General features: G+C 67.2%; 12 protein-coding genes. 7 read left to right on the top strand and 5 right to left on the bottom strand.

The window, feature by feature from the left end:
• Window positions 1-5: 5 nt before the first annotated feature.
• The gene (locus AB0B64_RS31960) at window positions 6-452 is read right to left on the bottom strand and encodes a helix-turn-helix domain-containing protein (RefSeq protein ID WP_358181661.1); all 447 of its coding nucleotides are present in this window, start codon (window positions 450-452) and stop codon (window positions 6-8) included.
• An 87-nt stretch (window positions 453-539) separates the two neighbouring features.
• Here AB0B64_RS31960 and AB0B64_RS31955 point away from each other — a divergent pair, with 87 nt between their 5' ends.
• On the top strand, window positions 540-1,715 hold the full coding sequence (locus AB0B64_RS31955) for an MFS transporter (protein WP_358181658.1): 1,176 nt from the start codon (window positions 540-542) through the stop codon (window positions 1,713-1,715).
• On the opposite strand, the gene AB0B64_RS31950 is transcribed toward AB0B64_RS31955, so the two are convergent.
• Window positions 1,693-2,256 (bottom strand): hypothetical protein, encoded by a 564-nt coding sequence (locus tag AB0B64_RS31950; RefSeq protein WP_358181655.1) that lies wholly within the window; start codon window positions 2,254-2,256, stop codon window positions 1,693-1,695. The two genes, AB0B64_RS31955 and AB0B64_RS31950, sit on opposite strands and share 23 nt — an antisense overlap.
• A 105-nt stretch (window positions 2,257-2,361) precedes the next feature.
• Between AB0B64_RS31950 and AB0B64_RS31945 the strand changes: the two genes are divergently transcribed.
• From AB0B64_RS31945 to AB0B64_RS31920, 6 genes are read left to right on the top strand one after another with little or no spacing between them, the layout of a single operon-like run.
• The gene (locus AB0B64_RS31945; protein WP_358181652.1) at window positions 2,362-3,150 is read left to right on the top strand and encodes a trypsin-like peptidase domain-containing protein; all 789 of its coding nucleotides are present in this window, start codon (window positions 2,362-2,364) and stop codon (window positions 3,148-3,150) included.
• A 10-nt stretch (window positions 3,151-3,160) separates the two neighbouring features.
• Window positions 3,161-4,150, top strand: a complete 990-nt coding sequence (locus AB0B64_RS31940) for a MoxR family ATPase (protein WP_358181648.1) — start codon at window positions 3,161-3,163, stop codon at window positions 4,148-4,150.
• A gap of 3 nt (window positions 4,151-4,153) precedes the next feature.
• Window positions 4,154-5,116 (top strand): DUF58 domain-containing protein, encoded by a 963-nt coding sequence (locus tag AB0B64_RS31935; RefSeq protein ID WP_358181645.1) that lies wholly within the window; start codon window positions 4,154-4,156, stop codon window positions 5,114-5,116.
• Window positions 5,113-5,235 carry a hypothetical protein gene (locus AB0B64_RS31930; protein WP_358181642.1) on the top strand — a complete coding sequence of 41 codons (123 nt, stop codon included), beginning with the start codon at window positions 5,113-5,115 and terminating at the stop codon, window positions 5,233-5,235. The genes AB0B64_RS31935 and AB0B64_RS31930 overlap by 4 nt, the downstream gene beginning before the upstream one ends.
• A complete protein-coding gene (locus tag AB0B64_RS31925; protein WP_358181639.1) occupies window positions 5,232-6,197 on the top strand; it encodes a VWA domain-containing protein in 966 nt (321 codons plus the stop codon). Before AB0B64_RS31930 ends, AB0B64_RS31925 begins: the two co-directional genes overlap by 4 nt.
• Window positions 6,198-7,253 (top strand): VWA domain-containing protein, encoded by a 1,056-nt coding sequence (locus AB0B64_RS31920; RefSeq protein WP_358181636.1) that lies wholly within the window; start codon window positions 6,198-6,200, stop codon window positions 7,251-7,253.
• 288 nt (window positions 7,254-7,541) lie between these two features.
• Here AB0B64_RS31920 and AB0B64_RS31915 read toward each other — a convergent pair whose 3' ends face one another.
• The 3 genes from AB0B64_RS31915 to AB0B64_RS31905 form a co-directional block, all read right to left on the bottom strand.
• Window positions 7,542-7,982, bottom strand: coding sequence for a hypothetical protein (locus AB0B64_RS31915; protein WP_357943398.1), 441 nt, complete (start codon window positions 7,980-7,982; stop codon window positions 7,542-7,544).
• 90 nt (window positions 7,983-8,072) lie between these two features.
• Complete coding sequence (locus AB0B64_RS31910; protein ID WP_358181633.1) at window positions 8,073-13,163, bottom strand: LamG-like jellyroll fold domain-containing protein; 5,091 nt, start codon at window positions 13,161-13,163, stop codon at window positions 8,073-8,075.
• A gap of 720 nt (window positions 13,164-13,883) precedes the next feature.
• A complete protein-coding gene (locus AB0B64_RS31905) occupies window positions 13,884-15,938 on the bottom strand; it encodes a glycosyltransferase family 39 protein (protein ID WP_358181630.1) in 2,055 nt (684 codons plus the stop codon).
• Between the last annotated feature and the right edge of the window lie 23 nt (window positions 15,939-15,961).

Genomic DNA, 15,961 nt, shown 5'->3' with positions numbered 1-15,961 from the left:
AGGCTTTATCGGGACTTCTGCACGTGGGTGGTCTCCGTGCCGAGGAGGGTGCCGTCGGCGCTGGTCGGCGCGATTTCCGGCACCGGGGTGCCGTGCTGGTCGACAAGGGTGGAGTGGGTCTCGCCGGGGGCGAAGGCGTGGCGTTCTCCCCACTGCCGCAGGGTGAGGATGACCGGGAAGAGGTCGCGGCCGACGTCGGTGAGCACGTATTCCTGGCGGCGCCCCGATGGCGCGGTGCGCTGGGCGAGGAGCCCGTGAGCGATGAGCTTGCGGAGGCGGTCGGTGAGGATATTGCGGGCGATGCCGGTCCGTCGCTGGAACTCGGTGAACGATCGTGCCCCGTCCATCGCGTCGCGGATGACGAGCAGGCTCCACTTGTCACCGACGAGGTCGAGCGTGCGGGCGACGGGGCACTCGGGGTCGGTCCAGTCCGGGTTGGTGATGCTCGGCACGGCACCTCCCAATCGGTTGCGAATTGAAACCATTATGCCGTACGGTCAAATTGGTTGCAATCTGCTACTGATTGGGTTTGGAGTGCGATGGACGTGTGGCGACGGTTGCTGCTCGCGGTGGTGTGTGGTGTCGCGGTGGCGAGCATCTATGCCGCGCAGCCGGTTCTGGAGCCGATGGGACGCGATCTCGGTGTGTCAGCGGAACTCACTGGGTGGATCGTTGCGACCGGCCAGTTCGGCTATCTGGCAGGGCTGGTGCTGCTGGTACCGCTTGGCGATGTGGTCGACAGGCGCCGACTCATCGCCGCGCACCTGGCGCTTACCGCGGTGGGCGTGATCCTGACGGCCTCGGCGTCAGCCGCATGGGTGGCGTTCGTGGGCCTCGCGATGGCTGGGGTGTTCGCGGTCGTGGTGCAGACCACGGTGGCCTACGCCGCGTCGGTCTCGCCGCCCGCCGAACGCGGACGGAACATCGGCGTCGTGACCTCGGGCGTTGTGGTCGGCATCCTGGGCGCGCGGGTCGTCACCGGCACGCTCGCCGAGGTGTGGGGCTGGCGGAGCGTCTATGCCGTGCTCGCGGTGCTGTCACTCGGGCTGGCGGCCCTCGTCCTCTTGGTGCTGCCGTCAGAGGTCCGCCCCAACCGACCTAGGGGGTACGTCTCACTCGGCGGGCTGTTCGGGCAGCGCGTCTTCCTGACGCGCGGGCTCATCGCGTTCTTCTTGTTCGCATCGTTCGGAACCCTGTGGAGCGGACTGTCCCTGCCGCTGGCGGACACGCCGTGGCAGCTGAGCGAGAGCCAGATCGGACTGTTCGGCATCGCCGGACTCGCCGGCGCACTCGGTGCGGCACGCGCGGGACGGTGGGCGGACGCAGGACGGGCGGTCCCGGTCACCGGTCTCGCGCTCACCCTGCTCATCCTCTCGTGGGCAGCGATCGCGCAACTGCCGTGGTCGCTGTGGCTCCTCATCGTCGGAATCGTGGTTCTCGACTTCGCGGTCCAGGTCGTACATGTGAGCAACCAGCACCTGCTCGCCGCCGCGCATCCGGAGCGCACCAGCAGTGTCATCGGCGGCTACATGGTCTTCTACTCGCTCGGCTCCGCCCTCGGTGCCGCCGCGACCACCGCCATCTTCACCGCGTACGGCTGGGCGGGCTCCAGTCTCCTCGGGGCCGGATTCGCGGCCTGCGCGCTGGCCGTCTGGGCGACCGACAGGCGGGTACGCCTCAAACGAACAGTGGCTACGACATCAGCCACGTGGTGAGGGCGACGGCGGCCTCGCGTAGGTCGTCGTCGCGGCGCTTCTCGCTCAGCTGATCGACGGTCAGCCGGAACTGCGGGGCGGTGACCACGAACACCTGGTTGTACAGGGACCGGTTGCCAAGGGCGATCTCGGTGCCGCCGGACTGCGCTTCGACGCCGAGCGTGGCCAGTTCGGGGACCTCGACCTGAGGGAAGTCCTTGTACTTGGGTGGCGCCGACGGAAGGGCGACCGTCACCGAGGCCGCGGGAATCTTCTTCCCCCACGAGCAGGTCAGCGCGCCGCTGGCGTCGTACCGCTTGCTGAACTTCTTCCCTTTTATCAACGCGCCCATGGCCGCGACCATCCGGGGATCGTCACAGCTCTTCGGCAGAGCGAACGGCCGGGCCAGTGCGGTCGTCGCGGTCAATGTGGGCGGCGCGCTTGATCCGGCCGTTGTGGCGGGTGCGGGTGAGCTGGACGCGGTCGGGCTGCCACCACTGCAGCCTGTGAGCAGGCCGCCGAGGACAGTCACCCCTAATAAGACCTTGGAAATCATGGACATGCGCCAAGTATCCGAGATCGCCGGGTGTCCAACCAGGACCGTTTCTCAGGGAGTTCTAAGGCGGGATTTATAGCTCTTTCGACTTATTTTTATGAATATGGGGTGATGGAGCGCGGGGCGCAGGAGGCTGATGCGGCCGAGGCTCGGGGAGCCGTGGCCGGGAGGGCTCGGCGGTTCGCCGTCTGGGGCGGCGCGCTCGTCGTCGTGGCACTGCTCGCGTACTGGCTGGGAAACAGCGGTGGGAACGGCGAAGGCGCCGTGCCCAGGCCGAGCCCGACGCCGACGCCCAGTGCGACGCTCACGGCATCCGAGGTCTTCAAGAGGGTCGGGCCGTCGGTGGCGGTCATCCAGACCGGGAAATCGCTCGGAACCGGGGTGATCGCGGCCGAGGACGGGACGATTCTGACGGCGTACCACGTCGTCAAAGGCAGTAACAAGAACAACGTCACCGTGACATTCGCCGACGGCACCAAGACGAAGGCCACCATCGCGTCGTCCAACCCCAAGCGCGACGTCGCGACCCTCAAGCCCGCGAAACTGCCGGAGATCGTCGTCCCGGCGACGCTCGGCGGCGCCGTGGCCGTGGGCGCGCCCGTCACGGCGATCGGCAATCCGCTGGGCCTGACCTACAGCGTCTCCACCGGCGTCGTGTCGGGCCTGAACCGGAGCGCCGAAGAAGGCGACCTGAGCGGGCTCATCCAGTTCGACGCCTCCGTGAACCCGGGCAGTTCTGGCGGCCCTCTCCTCAACGCTCGTGGCCTGGTCATCGGGATCGTGGTCTCGATGGCCGACCCGGGAGGCGACGAGGCGTTCGCCGGGATCGCGTTCGCGGTGCCGATCGGCGTGGCCCTGGGCACCGAAGGCGACGGCCCGCCGGGCGGGCCACAGATCTAGAAGGAAGACCATGACCTCGACCAAGTCCCCCGAGTCGGCCCATCCGCTCGAACAGGTGCTGTTCGAGGTCAAACGTACGATCGTCGGGCAGGACGTCCTGCTGGAGCGCATGGCCGTCGCGCTGATCGCCGACGGACACCTGCTCGTCGAGGGCGTGCCGGGCCTGGCCAAGACGCTCGCGGTACGGTCGCTGGCCGCCGCGATCGACGGGAGTTTCCAGCGCGTCCAGTTCACCCCTGACCTGGTGCCCGCCGACCTCGTGGGTACGCGGGTCTACCACCAGCACTCCGGCGAGTTCCGTACCGAACTCGGCCCGGTGTTCGCGAACCTGCTGCTGGCCGACGAGATCAACCGCGCCCCCGCCAAGGTGCAGAGCGCCCTGCTGGAAGTGATGCAGGAGCATCAGGTGACGATCGGCCGTGAGACGTTCCAGGTGCCGGAGCCGTTCCTGGTCATGGCGACGGAGAACCCGATCGAGTCGGAGGGCACCTACCCGCTGCCCGAAGCGCAGGTCGACCGTTTCATGATGAAGGTGGTCGTCGACTATCCGACGCAGGCCGAAGAGCAGGCGATCGTCGCACGGGCGCTGCGTCCGCCGGAGCCGCCACAGCCGATGGTGACGGCCGAGGACCTGGTGGCGATGCGGGCTCGCGCTCAGGAGGTGTACGTCGATCCGGCGATCGTCGACTACGCGGTACGGCTGGTCTCCGTGACACGCTCCCCTGCAATGGCCGGACTCGGCGAGCTGGAACGGTACGTCACCTACGGGGCGAGCCCACGGGCGTCCATCGCGCTCGTCACGGGCGCTCGGGCGCTGGCGTTCCTGCGCGGTCGCGAGTACGTCCTGCCGCACGACTTGTCCGAACTCGCCCTCGACGTGCTGCGTCACCGCCTCGTGCTGTCGTACGAGGCGCTGGCGGACGATGTCGACGCCGACACGATCATCACCAGGGTGCTCGGGGCTGTTCGGGCGCCCGACGTCGTCCTGCAGAAGCGCTGAACCATGGCCACCGCCCCCGAGAAGCTCCTGCTCCGCCTGGAGTGGAAGGTCGTCCGCCGGCTGGACGGCCGGCTCCAGGGCGCCCACCGCACCGCACACCGTGGCTCCGGGATCGACTTCACCGGGTTGCGTGCCTACAGCGACGGCGATGATGCCCGGCACATCGACTGGAATGTCACTGCCCGGCTGGACGAGCCGCACCTGCGCGTGTTCACCGAGGACCGCGAGCTGACCGTGTGGCTCGTGCTCGACCGGTCGGCGTCGATGGCGGCCGGTCGGCCGGGGCGCGGCAAGCACGACGTGCTCGCCGAGCTCGCGCTCGTTCTGGCTCGGCTGTTCGGCCGGGGTGGTAACCGCGTTGGCGCTCTGCTGTACGACACCGGGATGCTGCGTGTCGTGCCACCCGGCACCTCCCGGCGGCACGCGCTGCGGATCGGCGCCGAGCTGGAACGCACCGCTGGGGTGCGCGGGGCCGAGCTGGAACACACCTCCAAGGCTCGCGGTGGCAAGCCGAGACGCGCGTCCAAACGCGCTGCTGGGGCGCGCGGTGGCGCCACCACGGACCTGGCGGAGATGCTCGATGCGGCCGGACGGCTCGCGCGCCGCCGCGCCCTCATCGTCGTCCTGTCGGACTTCATCGGCGACGGCGACTGGGAACGCTCGCTCCAGCGCCTGGCCCGGCGGCACGAGGTGGTCGCGCTGCGGATCGTGGACACGGCCGACGACGTACTGCCCGAAGCCGGGCTGATCGTGGTCGAGGACGCCGAGACCGGCGAACAACTCGTCGTCGACTCCACCGACCCGCTGTTACGGGTCCGCTTCCGCGCCGCCGTCGACGCCCGCGACGCCCGGCTCACGGCGGGCATGCGCCGGGCCGGGGTACCCGTCCACCGCATCGACACCGACCGCGATCTGGCCGAGGCGCTCGTCGAGGTCGTCGCCCGAACCCAGGACCGGTCGATATGACCGAGCTCAACAGCCGCCTGAACCCGGGACCGGGCGCCATGACCGAGCTCAACAGCCGCCCGAACCCGGGACCGGTCGTCATGACCGAGCGCATCAAAGGCGAAGGAGAGGGCTCATGACCCTGTCCTCCCCGCTGCTGCTGGTCGTCGGACTGCTCGTCACGGCGGCGCTCGCCCGGGCGGCCATCGTCTCGGCGCGGCGCCGGACGGCCGCGCTCGCTGCGGCAGGCGTCGCGGTGCCGGGCGGCCGCCGAGCGTACCTCGGCATCGGCCTGACGATCAACGGCGTCGCCGTACTCGCGATCGCCACCGCCGGACCGGCGGCCATGGTGCCGGTCCCGCGGACCGCGGGCACCGTCATCCTCGCCATCGACGTCTCCAACAGCATGGGTGCCGACGACGTCGCGCCCACCCGGCTGGCGGCCGCGCAGCGGGCGGCCCGCGCGTTCGTGGCGGCGCAGCCCGACAGCGTCGACATCGGGGTCGTCGCGTTCGAGCGGGGCGCGCTCACCGCCGCACGGCCCGACGCCGACCATTCGATCGCGCTCAAGGCCATCGACCGGCTGAAGATCACCGGCAGCACCTCGCTGGGGACGGCCATCCTGGCCTCGCTGTCGGCGATCACCGGCAAGCCGGTGGCAATCGGCCGCGACGGTACCGCGCCTGACATCGGCTACTGGCCGTCGGCGACGATCGTGATGTTCTCGGACGGTCAGAACCGGGGCGCGGACGTCGAACAGGCGCGCGTCGAACAGGCCGCCGCCGTGGCCCAGCGGGCGGGCGTACACATCCACACGGTCGGGGTCGGCACCACGGCCGGGGCGACGGTGCAGGTAGACGGCTACCACCTGCAGACCTCGCTCGAAGAGGACACCCTCACCTTGATCGCGCAGACCACCGGCGGCGCCTACCGCCCCGCCTCCGACGCCGCCCGGCTCGACGGGATCGCCGACACGATCGATCTGCGGCTCACCATCTCCGACGAGCCGCTGCCCCTCGCCGGCGGGCTGATCGGGCTCGCCCTCGCACTGCTCGCCGCAGGAGCGGCGCTCACCGTGCTCCGGTCTGGACGGGTGATCTGAATGTCGTTCTCATGGCCGTGGGCGCTGCTGTCGGTACTGGTCATCCCGCTGATCTTCGCCATCCGCGAGTGGGCGCGCCGCCGCCGCCGACGGTCCGTCGTGAGTGTCACCTCGATCGCGCTCGTACGGACTGCCCTGCCCGGTCGTACGCGCTGGACGCGGAAGATCCCCGCGGCACTGTTCATTGCCGGACTCGCGCTGCTCGTGGTCGGAGCCGCGCGACCGCAGGCGTCGGTGCCGGTGCCGATGAAGTCGGCGACGATCCTGCTCGCGTTCGACACCTCCGGCTCCATGTGTTCCACGGACGTCGACCCCAACCGCATCACAGCCGCGAAGAAGGCCGCCGTGGAGTTCATCGAGTCGCAGCGGGGCGGGCCGCGCATCGGCCTGGTCACCTTCGCGGGCACCGCGGGGCTGCTCGTCCCGCCCACCGACGACACCGACTCGCTGATCAAGGCGCTGGACAACCTCACCGTGTCCAGAGGCACCGCGATCGGGCAGGCCATGCTCACCTCGATCGACGCGATCGCGGAGGTCGACCCGTCGGTCGCCGCCACCGGGGCGAAACCCGTGGACGGCGGGGCGGGCTATGCCGGTGCCGCGATCGTCGTGCTCACCGACGGCGCCAACACCCAGGGCGTCGACCCGGAGATCGCCGCGCAGGAGGCGGCCGTGCGCCGCGTCCGGGTCTTCCCCATCGGCTTCGGCACCACGAACCCGACCCCGATGGTGTGCGACAACACACAGTTCGACGGCGGTTTCGGCGGCTGGGGTGGCGGCTTCGGTGGCCGCGGCGGATTCGACAGAGGCCGCAACCCCCGCACCATCGACGAGCCCGCACTCAAGCAGATAGCCCAAACTACCGGTGGCTCCTACCACCGCGCCGAGAACGCCGACCAGCTCCAAAGCGCTCTCGCCGCCCTGCCCGGCAGCTTCACCGTCATCCAGCAACGAGTCGACACAGCCGCCGCCTTTGCCGCCGGCGGTGGCATCCTCATCGCCGCGGCCCTGTCCCTCTCCCTCTGGTGGAACCGCCCCCGGCCGCCGACCCGCTGACGGTACGTGGAGTCGCAACCAGAGGCCGTATTCGGGGTAGGGCCGACGAGCGGAACGACTGGCCGAGCTGGAGTACCGCTCCACCACGGTGCGAGCTGGCTTCAACTTGAGTTATCAGGGGCTCCCTCCCCAGGCGCAGCGGCTGTTCCAACTGCTAGGGCTGCTGCGGGTACGCACTTTCGCCGCCTGGCTGGCCGTTCACGGGGCCGCGCCCGCTGCCCTCGGGCGCCGGCCTCACGGCCATCCTGAGCTCTGCGGTGGCCTGTGAGCCAGCTCACTACCCGCCTGTCACCCGGACCAGAACTGTATCTTCAGCAGAGTGAAGCTGATGAGCTTCGCAGTGAACTCTTCGTGGCTAAGAGACTTGCGATGGATTCTGACCTGCCAAACGCTGTCCTGCTTGCCGAGGTCGAATTCCGCGCCGTAAGACGAATCGCCAGAATAATCGCTTACGGTGAACACTTTTCCGGAATGAAGGCGTACGCTTCCGGACCAGGTCCTGTCCCAGGAGTGGAGAGGAGGAGGTGGGCCATCCCAAAGTTCGTATTTGACCAAACACCTTTTACTGTCAAGCCCTTTAATCAGGATCCCGTTGTCGCCGGTTCCGATCCAGCCTTCCACGTCGGTGTCTATTTCATAGAGATCCCACTCCGCCTCGACGTCTGCGATGCCGGTCAGATATTCCAATATCTCGCGCCGGTCAAGGAGTTCGGTGATGACGTTGGCCATGAGTTTCCTGACATTCCTAATGTTGCGAGCGACAGGCGGGTCTGTCTGGCCCGCCGGTTGGGCGGTCCAGACAGACCCTGAGTGAGCGGATTACTGGATGTCCACCCAGAACTGATCGTAGTTCAGGATCCGATTGTTCCGGTACCACGCCTTCAGTACGCGTCCGTGTGCCGTATTCTCGCCTATTTCTATACGCGCAACCGAGAAGTTGTGCGGAGGATTGGCGCGCGCCGCTCCTTGGAGAGTCGACGCGAACGGAAACTCGTCGCAGGACCCAGCCTCTGCCTCTTCTTCGTCTACTCCGAGTTCATTCTTGCAGACGATGCCTGCGGCAGAGCGGTTCCCCACTCCGATGGGGTCGTATCCATGACGTGTAAGCGTGCTTTGCCAGCTCCCGCCAGGGATATTCTTTGGTCGCGTCTCGTCTGGGTAGGACTTTCCTCCTGGTATAGGGTATGTCTTCGACCCGGGAGTGAGCGCGCGTTTGATGTGGTCATACATGTTCGGGAACTTGACGCCCTTGTCATTGATGTCGTTCCTGGTCATCGTGAACGATGGGACGCCCGCCATGTGTACGCAGCCGCCACCCCGCTTGTTGTGCCATCCTCGTTGTTGAGGCGACTTGTCGCAGCGGAACGTGCCCTCGGCATAAATTGGGGTGCTGCTCTCCTTGTCGTTGTCCGGGTGCTTGGAGACGACGGAATAGTTGATCGTACAGTCACTCTTCAGGTGGTATCCCGATCCCGGGCCTGACGTGTAGGCCTCTGTTATATGCCATTGGTCTCCGGCATGTTGCTTCCACTGGTCCACCGTGTATGTGCCGGTCATCCCGGTCGAGGTTCCCGCGACGCAGCCCTGACTGTTGGAACCGATCTTGCTGGCGAAGCGGAGGCCGGAGGGCATGTCCCCGTCGGTCTTGTCGATATAGATGTGCTTGCTGACCGTGAATTCGCGCTTGTCTAAGGTCCCCTGAATGTATGTGAGTTGGTGCCCGTCGATAGTTGCGATCTTGTCGGGTATCACATCAAGGAAAAACCTCCAGACGTTTACCTGCCAGCCGGAATAGCGACAGTGCGCAAAGCGGTTCGGTGTGATCGCGTACGGCTCGTGGCCGGTCGTTGTCGCGTTGTGGCATTGCTGGTAGGTCGCGCTAGGCGTGGAGGTGGCCTTCCCGCTTGGCAGGACTCGTTTGATGTCGTCCGGTGTCGGGTCGGAGATCGCTGTTGCGGCAGTGGTTCTGGACGCCGCCTTGGAAGTGTCAATAGTGAGGTCCTGCCAGCCTGTCCATGCGCCTGTGCTCCCGGGTCCGGTGACGCGGGCTCGCCATCTCATTTCCTCGCCGTCCCGCAGTCTGCCCTGGGGCATCTGCAGCGTCACCCGGGAATCGCCGGACTTGGCGGTGGCCTGGCCTGACCAGATTAACTGTCTACCCTTGCCCGTCTTGTCGGGCTTGTGGGCAACTTCCATTTCCACCTTCGCCTCGTTATCGCGCCCGGCGGAAAGCCAGGTGGTCAGGTGGGGGGTGAGGGCGGAAACGACGGTGACGCCGTCCACAGTGCGACTGCCGTTCACCATCAGCTTCTCGATCGCGGGGTCCGCAGCGGCGCTTGTACGCGCTGTCCCATTCGGTGCCGTGGCGGCGCCGATTGGGGTGGTCATGTCGGTTTGGATTTGGGTTGCGGTCTGGGCGCGGTTGTAGACGCGTACCTCGTCGATCAGGCCGCTGAAGAACTCACCCCAGACACCGTTGCCGCCGATCCGCAGCGCTCCGCCGTCGTCGGCAAGCTCGCCGGTGAATGCGGACTGCGCGACCTGGGTGCCGTTGACGTACAGTCTGGCCATGCTGCCGTCGTAGGTGACCGCCAGATGACTCCACTGATTCAGCGGTAACAGGCTGTTACCTGCTACCCCGCCTTCATCGTCGGCGGTTTGCAACCAGCCCGCCGGCCCGGTGCCATTGGAGGCGTACAGGCCATAGGCGCCGCCTTCGTCCAGCTCCTTCATGAGCACGCTGCGCCAGACGGTGCCCAGTGCCGAAGGCCGCACCCACGCCGAGAGTGTCAGCGCGGTCGTTGAGCGCAGCGACGCGGCATGCTCGACGGTGACCCAGCTGGAGGAGCCGTTGAACGACAACGCCTTGCCGTGCTTGCCTGCCGCCCAGCTGGTGTCCCGGGCCGCTCCAGTGTTGTTCTGGCCGGAGGAGTCGGCCACGGTCGTGCCGGTGCCCTCTTCCATGCCGTAGGCCGCCACCAGGCCTGGAACCGGAGTCGGGGGAGTCGGGGTGGGGGTCGGGGTAGGGGTAGGGATGGGTCCCGGCGTAGTGGAGCCCACGGGGGTGGTCATGTCGGTTTGGATTTGGGTTGCGGTCTGGGCGCGGTTGTAGACGCGTACCTCGTCGATCAGGCCGCTGAAGAACTCACCCCAAACGCCGTTGCCGCCGATCCGCAGCGGGCTGCCGTCGTCGTAGAGGCTGCCGCTCAGAGCAGTCTGGGCGACCTGCTGGCCGTTGACGAACAACCGCAGAGCGGCGCCGTCGTAGGTGAGCGCCAGGTGGCTCCAGGTGCTCACCGGCAACGGCGAGATGCCATTGGCAGTCGAAGGGTCCGCAGGAGAGGTCTGTACCCAGCCGGACGGAACCGAACTGCCGTTGGCGGCATACAGGCTGTAGGAAGCCCCGTTGGTGTCCAATTCCTTGGTCACCACGCTGCTCCAGTCAGCCACCGTGGTCGGGTTGACCCAGGCCGAGAGCGTCATCCCGGTCGTCAGACGAAGCGACGCGGCATCTTCGACGGTCACCCAACTGGAGGAACCGTCGAACGACAACGCCTTACCGAACTTGCCGTTGGCCCAGGTGGTGCTGCTGCTAGTGCCGGTGTTGTTCTGCCCTGAAGAGTCGGCAACGCTCGTACCCGCGCCCTCGTTCATGCCGTAGGCAGCCACGAGCCCCGGGATCGGCTGCGGCGCCGCCGCAGTCGTGGTGAACGACCAGGTGTAGGGCGCCATGAGATTACCCGAGGGGTCCTTGGCGCCGCTGACCTCGACCCGGTACGCAGTCTGGGCGGCGAGCGGGGATGTCGGCGTGAAAGTCCATACGGTGTTGCCGTTGCCGTTGCCGCCCGCCAGCGTTCCCTGCACGGCCACGTCCGACTGGTCCTTGACCGTGATCTGCGCCTCGGACACTACCTCGTTGAACGTCACCTTCACTGTGGTGCTTTGCGGCACGTTGGTGGCGTCCCGGCCAGGCTCGATCGCGGTCACGGTCGGTGCGTCGGTGTCCGGGCCGCCCGTGGTGAACGACCACGAGTGAGCCGCCGCCATCGGATTTCCGGCGTAGTCTTTTGCCTCGCTGATTTTGGCGGTGTAAGCGGTCCCGGGAGTCAGGGGCGCGCCCGGAATAAAGGTGAGTGTGGTCTCCGCGGAGTCCATGGCCGCATTCCCAGCCACCTCGGCGCCTAGCGCATCCTTCACCACGATCTGGGCACCGGTCACTGGTTCGTTGAACACTGCCTTGATTGAACTGCCGACCGAGATACCGGTCTGCCCGTTTGAGGGAGTGGTACTCGAAACATCCGGCGGTGTGGTGTCCTCCACGGGCAAGGGATTGGGGTCGGGCGGCACCTCGTCCGGAGGAGGATCCTCCTCGGACGTCATGCTGTCCACCAACTCCTGATCGGTGAGATCGTCCGGATAGTAGGCGTCAAGGAAGCGGGTCTTGGCCGATCTGCCGTCCGCCTTAGCCTCGGCCATCGCCTCTTCTGGCGTCAGGGCCTTTGCAGGAGGAAGCTCGCCGTTGTAGACGTTGCCCGCGTCTATCCACGCCTTGTCCTCCTCCCAGGTGGTCTGGGGCGGGGTTGCGCCTTCATAGCCGCGGGGCACTACGACGTACGTCGCGGGCTCGTAGCCAATGATGAGTTTGGGGCCGTGGGAGCCGTCGCTGTTGCTCCCCCATTCCTTCGAGCGGTAGGCGCGCCAGTTGGTGCTCTCGGATTCGTTTCCAGAGGTGAGCTGGAATCCGTAGTTGGGCTGGCCGTCGGCCCAGTCCTGGACGATGCCGTTCACGGAGTGGATCAGGTCATGTTCATAGTCCATGTAGCCGCGGGTGCATGTCGGCTTGTAGGCGCCCTTTTCGGTGTTGGCATCCTCACTGGTCACCGTCGGCTGGTTGCTCCACGTGAGCGTGGAGACGTCCCACCGCTGGGTGACCCGGCGGGCGGTGATGCCGGAGCCGACTGGTAGGCCGCAGTCGTTGGAGTCGAAGTTCCACAGAACGAGGTCGGCGTTGGTCACCCGGCCGCCACGCAGCGGGGAGTCCGCGGGGATGTCCTCGAAGCGGATGTAGGTGCGCCAGCGGACCGTTCCGCTGTTGGTCATGCCGGCTTGCAGGTGGTAGGCGCCGCTGTTGGCGTAGCCGTTCTGGTAGGAGGAGTTGTTGATGAACGTGTCGTTGGCGTTCGGCAGTTGGGTCCAGATGATGTCGTCGGCTACGACGAGGGTGACCGGGTAGGTGACGTCCGGATCGGCCAGGAAGTTGGCGTCGGGTTTGTAGGTGAGCGTCTGACCTGCCGCGGTTTTCTCTACCGCAGTGGTCACCTTGCCGACTTGCCCTTCCTCGCCGACGCTGAGGTTCGCGCCGGCGTCCGTCAGCAGCGGGGCCGGGATTTCGGTCGTGCGGCGCTTGCCCTTGGCAGAGCTGTCGCGCAGAGATAGCTTCCCTGAGGAGGTCTCGTTGAAGGAGAGACCGGCGGGTAGTTGGACGGGTACTGCGAGTTTCAGCGGGCTAGCAGGTCGTTGCCTGATGATCGCTTCTTGCCGGAATCCCGTCGGCGTCGCGGTGATCGCGAGGTCGATGCCCGGACCGTAGGCGTTCGCATATTCCGCTCTGTTGCCCGACAGCTTCGGAGCGGCCAGCTTCTGGGGAGCGGAGATCTTGATCGCCGACCCGTCGCGCCCGCTCTTCACGGTGAGCAGGTCGGTGCTGCCGCCGGGCGAGATCGCGAGGCCGGCCTTGGTGGCGCGCGGCTTGATGGTGCCGTTGTCTGCCACCAGTGTGGTGTCGACGGGTTGCCAGGCGTCGCCCAGTTTGAAGCGGATGGGGTCGGTATAGAACTCGGTGCTGAGGGTCTTGCCGTCGCTGTTGGCATAGGTGGTCGAGGCTTCGGTGTGCAGGCTGGGGATCTCCACCTCACGGCCAGCCTCTTTCGCCTCTGCCTTGGCCGAGTCAACCGGAGAGAGGAGTGCGGTGTCCTTAGCGGAGGGCGTCGGTGTGGGAGATGGCTGGGCGGCGGCTTGCTCTGCGGGAAGAAGTGACGCGGTCACAGAGAGCGTCATAACTGCGATGAGTAATCGTGAATGAGCACGTCGTGATCGTCTTGGTGCGTTCAAGTTCACCTCGATCGGTGCGGAGAGAAGGGCAAGTTGATCTTTACATTCCTCTTATATCGAACGCAAGATCGAAAGGGGTAATGTCCAATTCCCGATCCGTTGCGATCCCGAGCCTCTCCTACTTGTCGTACCTTCCGGACAGTCGCTCCTGCGGGTGCGCGGGAGCTGCGGCTGGCACCTCACCTCGAGTTGCGCCATGAGCCAACCCTCTATCGAAACGACCCATTTTTGTTTCTGATAGAGCGATGGAGCCGACGCCCGCCGCGGAGGGAGGCACCGGCGTTCGGCGGGCTCGTCCATCCCCCGCTCCGGGGGCAGAGCTGTTGTATGCGGCCGTCGTGGAGCCGTCGCGTGAAGTGAGCTAGAAGGCGCTCACCATGCCCACCGTCGCCGCCCGCACTCTTTCGAGCACGGCAACTCTGTACCGGCAGTGGGGCGGCAAGTCGGGTCTGGTGCTCGCGGCGGAGCCCGCCCCCAGAGCCCATCTCCTGAGCCCTGCCGGACGGGCGGCGCCGTGCGTCAGTGCTTCGCGGCGCAGTCGTAGAGGGTGGTGCCGCCTCCTGTCATTGGACTGCTCGGTGTGGAGGCGGTGGGACTTCCCCCATACGCGGCGGCGGGGACTTCGGTGCAGTTCTCTTTCAGCCATTGCGAGCGGTGCGTGCTCGCCCCGCCCATCATGGCGCCGAAGCCGCCCCGACCGGATCCCAGGACGAAGCGTAGTTGCCCCGAACTCGTCCAGTCCTTCAACTGCTGGACGGTCGGGGCGTCGTCGATGCCGATGAAGCCGCCCATGCCGATGACGGTGGCGTCACTGTTCAGGATGAAAGAGGAGGCGAACATGGCGCCGCCCTCGGTGGCGAGTTTGATCCGGGCGGAGCCGGACTGCTTGACGGCATAGTCCAGGACCTTGCGCTGGTCGGGGGCGAGCTCGGCGCCGCCTCCCAAGAGCCCGGGTGGCATGCCACCGTTCCCGCCAGGAAATCCCCCAGGAAATCCTTCGGGGAGCTGCATCCCTTCCGGGAGTTCCATGCCTGGTGGGAGTTGCATGCCTTCTGGGAGTTCGAAGCCGCCCGGAGCTGGGCCGCCTCCGCCTGCCCCGCGGCCGAACGGCATGGTGGGTGGCCCTGCGGTGGGGTTGGCGCCGCCCATCGCCGACGTGGCGCTGGGGACGCTGATCGCCCAGGCCGCAGGCGCCGAAAGCACCGCCAGGACCGCGATGCCGAAGGCGGCGGGCAGCCGTCGTCGACCGGCGGGCAGCCGTCCTCGCCGACCCGCGCACAGAAGGAGCAGGACGACCGCCGCCACTCCGGCCGCACCCACAAGCCACGCCACCCAGCCGTTCCAGGACGGGACCCGAGCGATCACGACATAGGCCAAGGCCGTGGTCACCGCGACGGCCCCGGCTCCCAGCGGGAGCGCCCAGCGAGCCCCCGCCCGGTGGGCACGGGCCAACGTCGTGGCGAAGCCGGCGGTGACGGCGGCGACCGCCGGGGCCAGCTGAGTCGTGTAGTACGGGTGAAAGGTCCCCTTCTGGGTGGCGAACACCAGGCCGCAGACCACCAGCCATGTTCCCCACAGCACCCATCCGGCAGCGGCGAGCGGCTCACCGGGCATCGTGACCCCACGCCAGCGCAGTACGGCGCCAGCCACGGCCAGCACCAGCGCCACTCCGCACAACGGCAGCAGCCAGCTGATCTGCCCGCCGACCTGGTCGTTGAAGAGCCGGCCCAGGCCGGCCGCTCCGCCGAAGGAGATGCTGAAGCCGCCTGGGCCGTCACCGCCGAGGATCCGGCCGAGGCCGTTGTAGCCGACGACCAGGTCCCAGGCGCTGCCGTCAGTACTGCCCCCGATGTACGGACGGTTCCCCGGCCAGAGCGCAACCACGGCGACCCACCACAGAGAGGACACCACAAGCACGACGCCCCCGATCAGCAGCTTGCCGAGCCGCCCGAGCCAGGGCCCGCGCGCGCCGACCAACCAGGCCGCCGCGAACGCCGGGATCACCATCCAGGCGGCCAGCATCTTGGTCATGAAGCCGAGGCCGATCAGGAACCCGGCCGCGCACAACCACCTCAGCCCGGAGGTTGTCCGCAAGGCCCGGGTCAGCGCGTACGCCGCCGCCACCAGCGTCAGCACCAGCAGGGTGTCAGGGTTGTTGTCGCGGTTGATCGCCACCGTGATCGGGGTCAGCGTCAGAACCAGCGCGGCCAGCAGCCCGGCCGCTTCACCTGCCCACAGACGTACGGTCCGGTGCAGGAGGAACACCGTGGCGATGCCCTCCAGCACCTGAGGCAGGATCATCGCCCAGCCGTGCAGACCGAAGATCTTGGTACTGAGCACCTGCGGCCACAGCGCCGCCGGCGGCTTGTCGACGGTGATCACGCCCGCTGGGTCGTACGCGCCGAACAGGAAGTTCGTCCAGCTCTGGCCCATCGACTTCACAGCGGCGGAGTAGTAGCTGTTGCCCCAGCCGAGGGAGCCCAGAGCCCAGCCGTACAGTCCGGCGGCCAGGAGCAGGATCACCGCGAGCGCCACCCGTCTGGGGAGCGGGCGGGGGGTGGATGGCGGAGTCATCTCGTACGTCACTCTCTGGAAAG

Source organism: Nonomuraea sp. NPDC049129 (assembly GCF_040648495.1).
Taxonomy (GTDB): domain Bacteria; phylum Actinomycetota; class Actinomycetes; order Streptosporangiales; family Streptosporangiaceae; genus Nonomuraea.
Note: the sequence above shows the minus strand (reverse complement) of the source record. Positions and strands in the feature narration are given on the sequence as shown.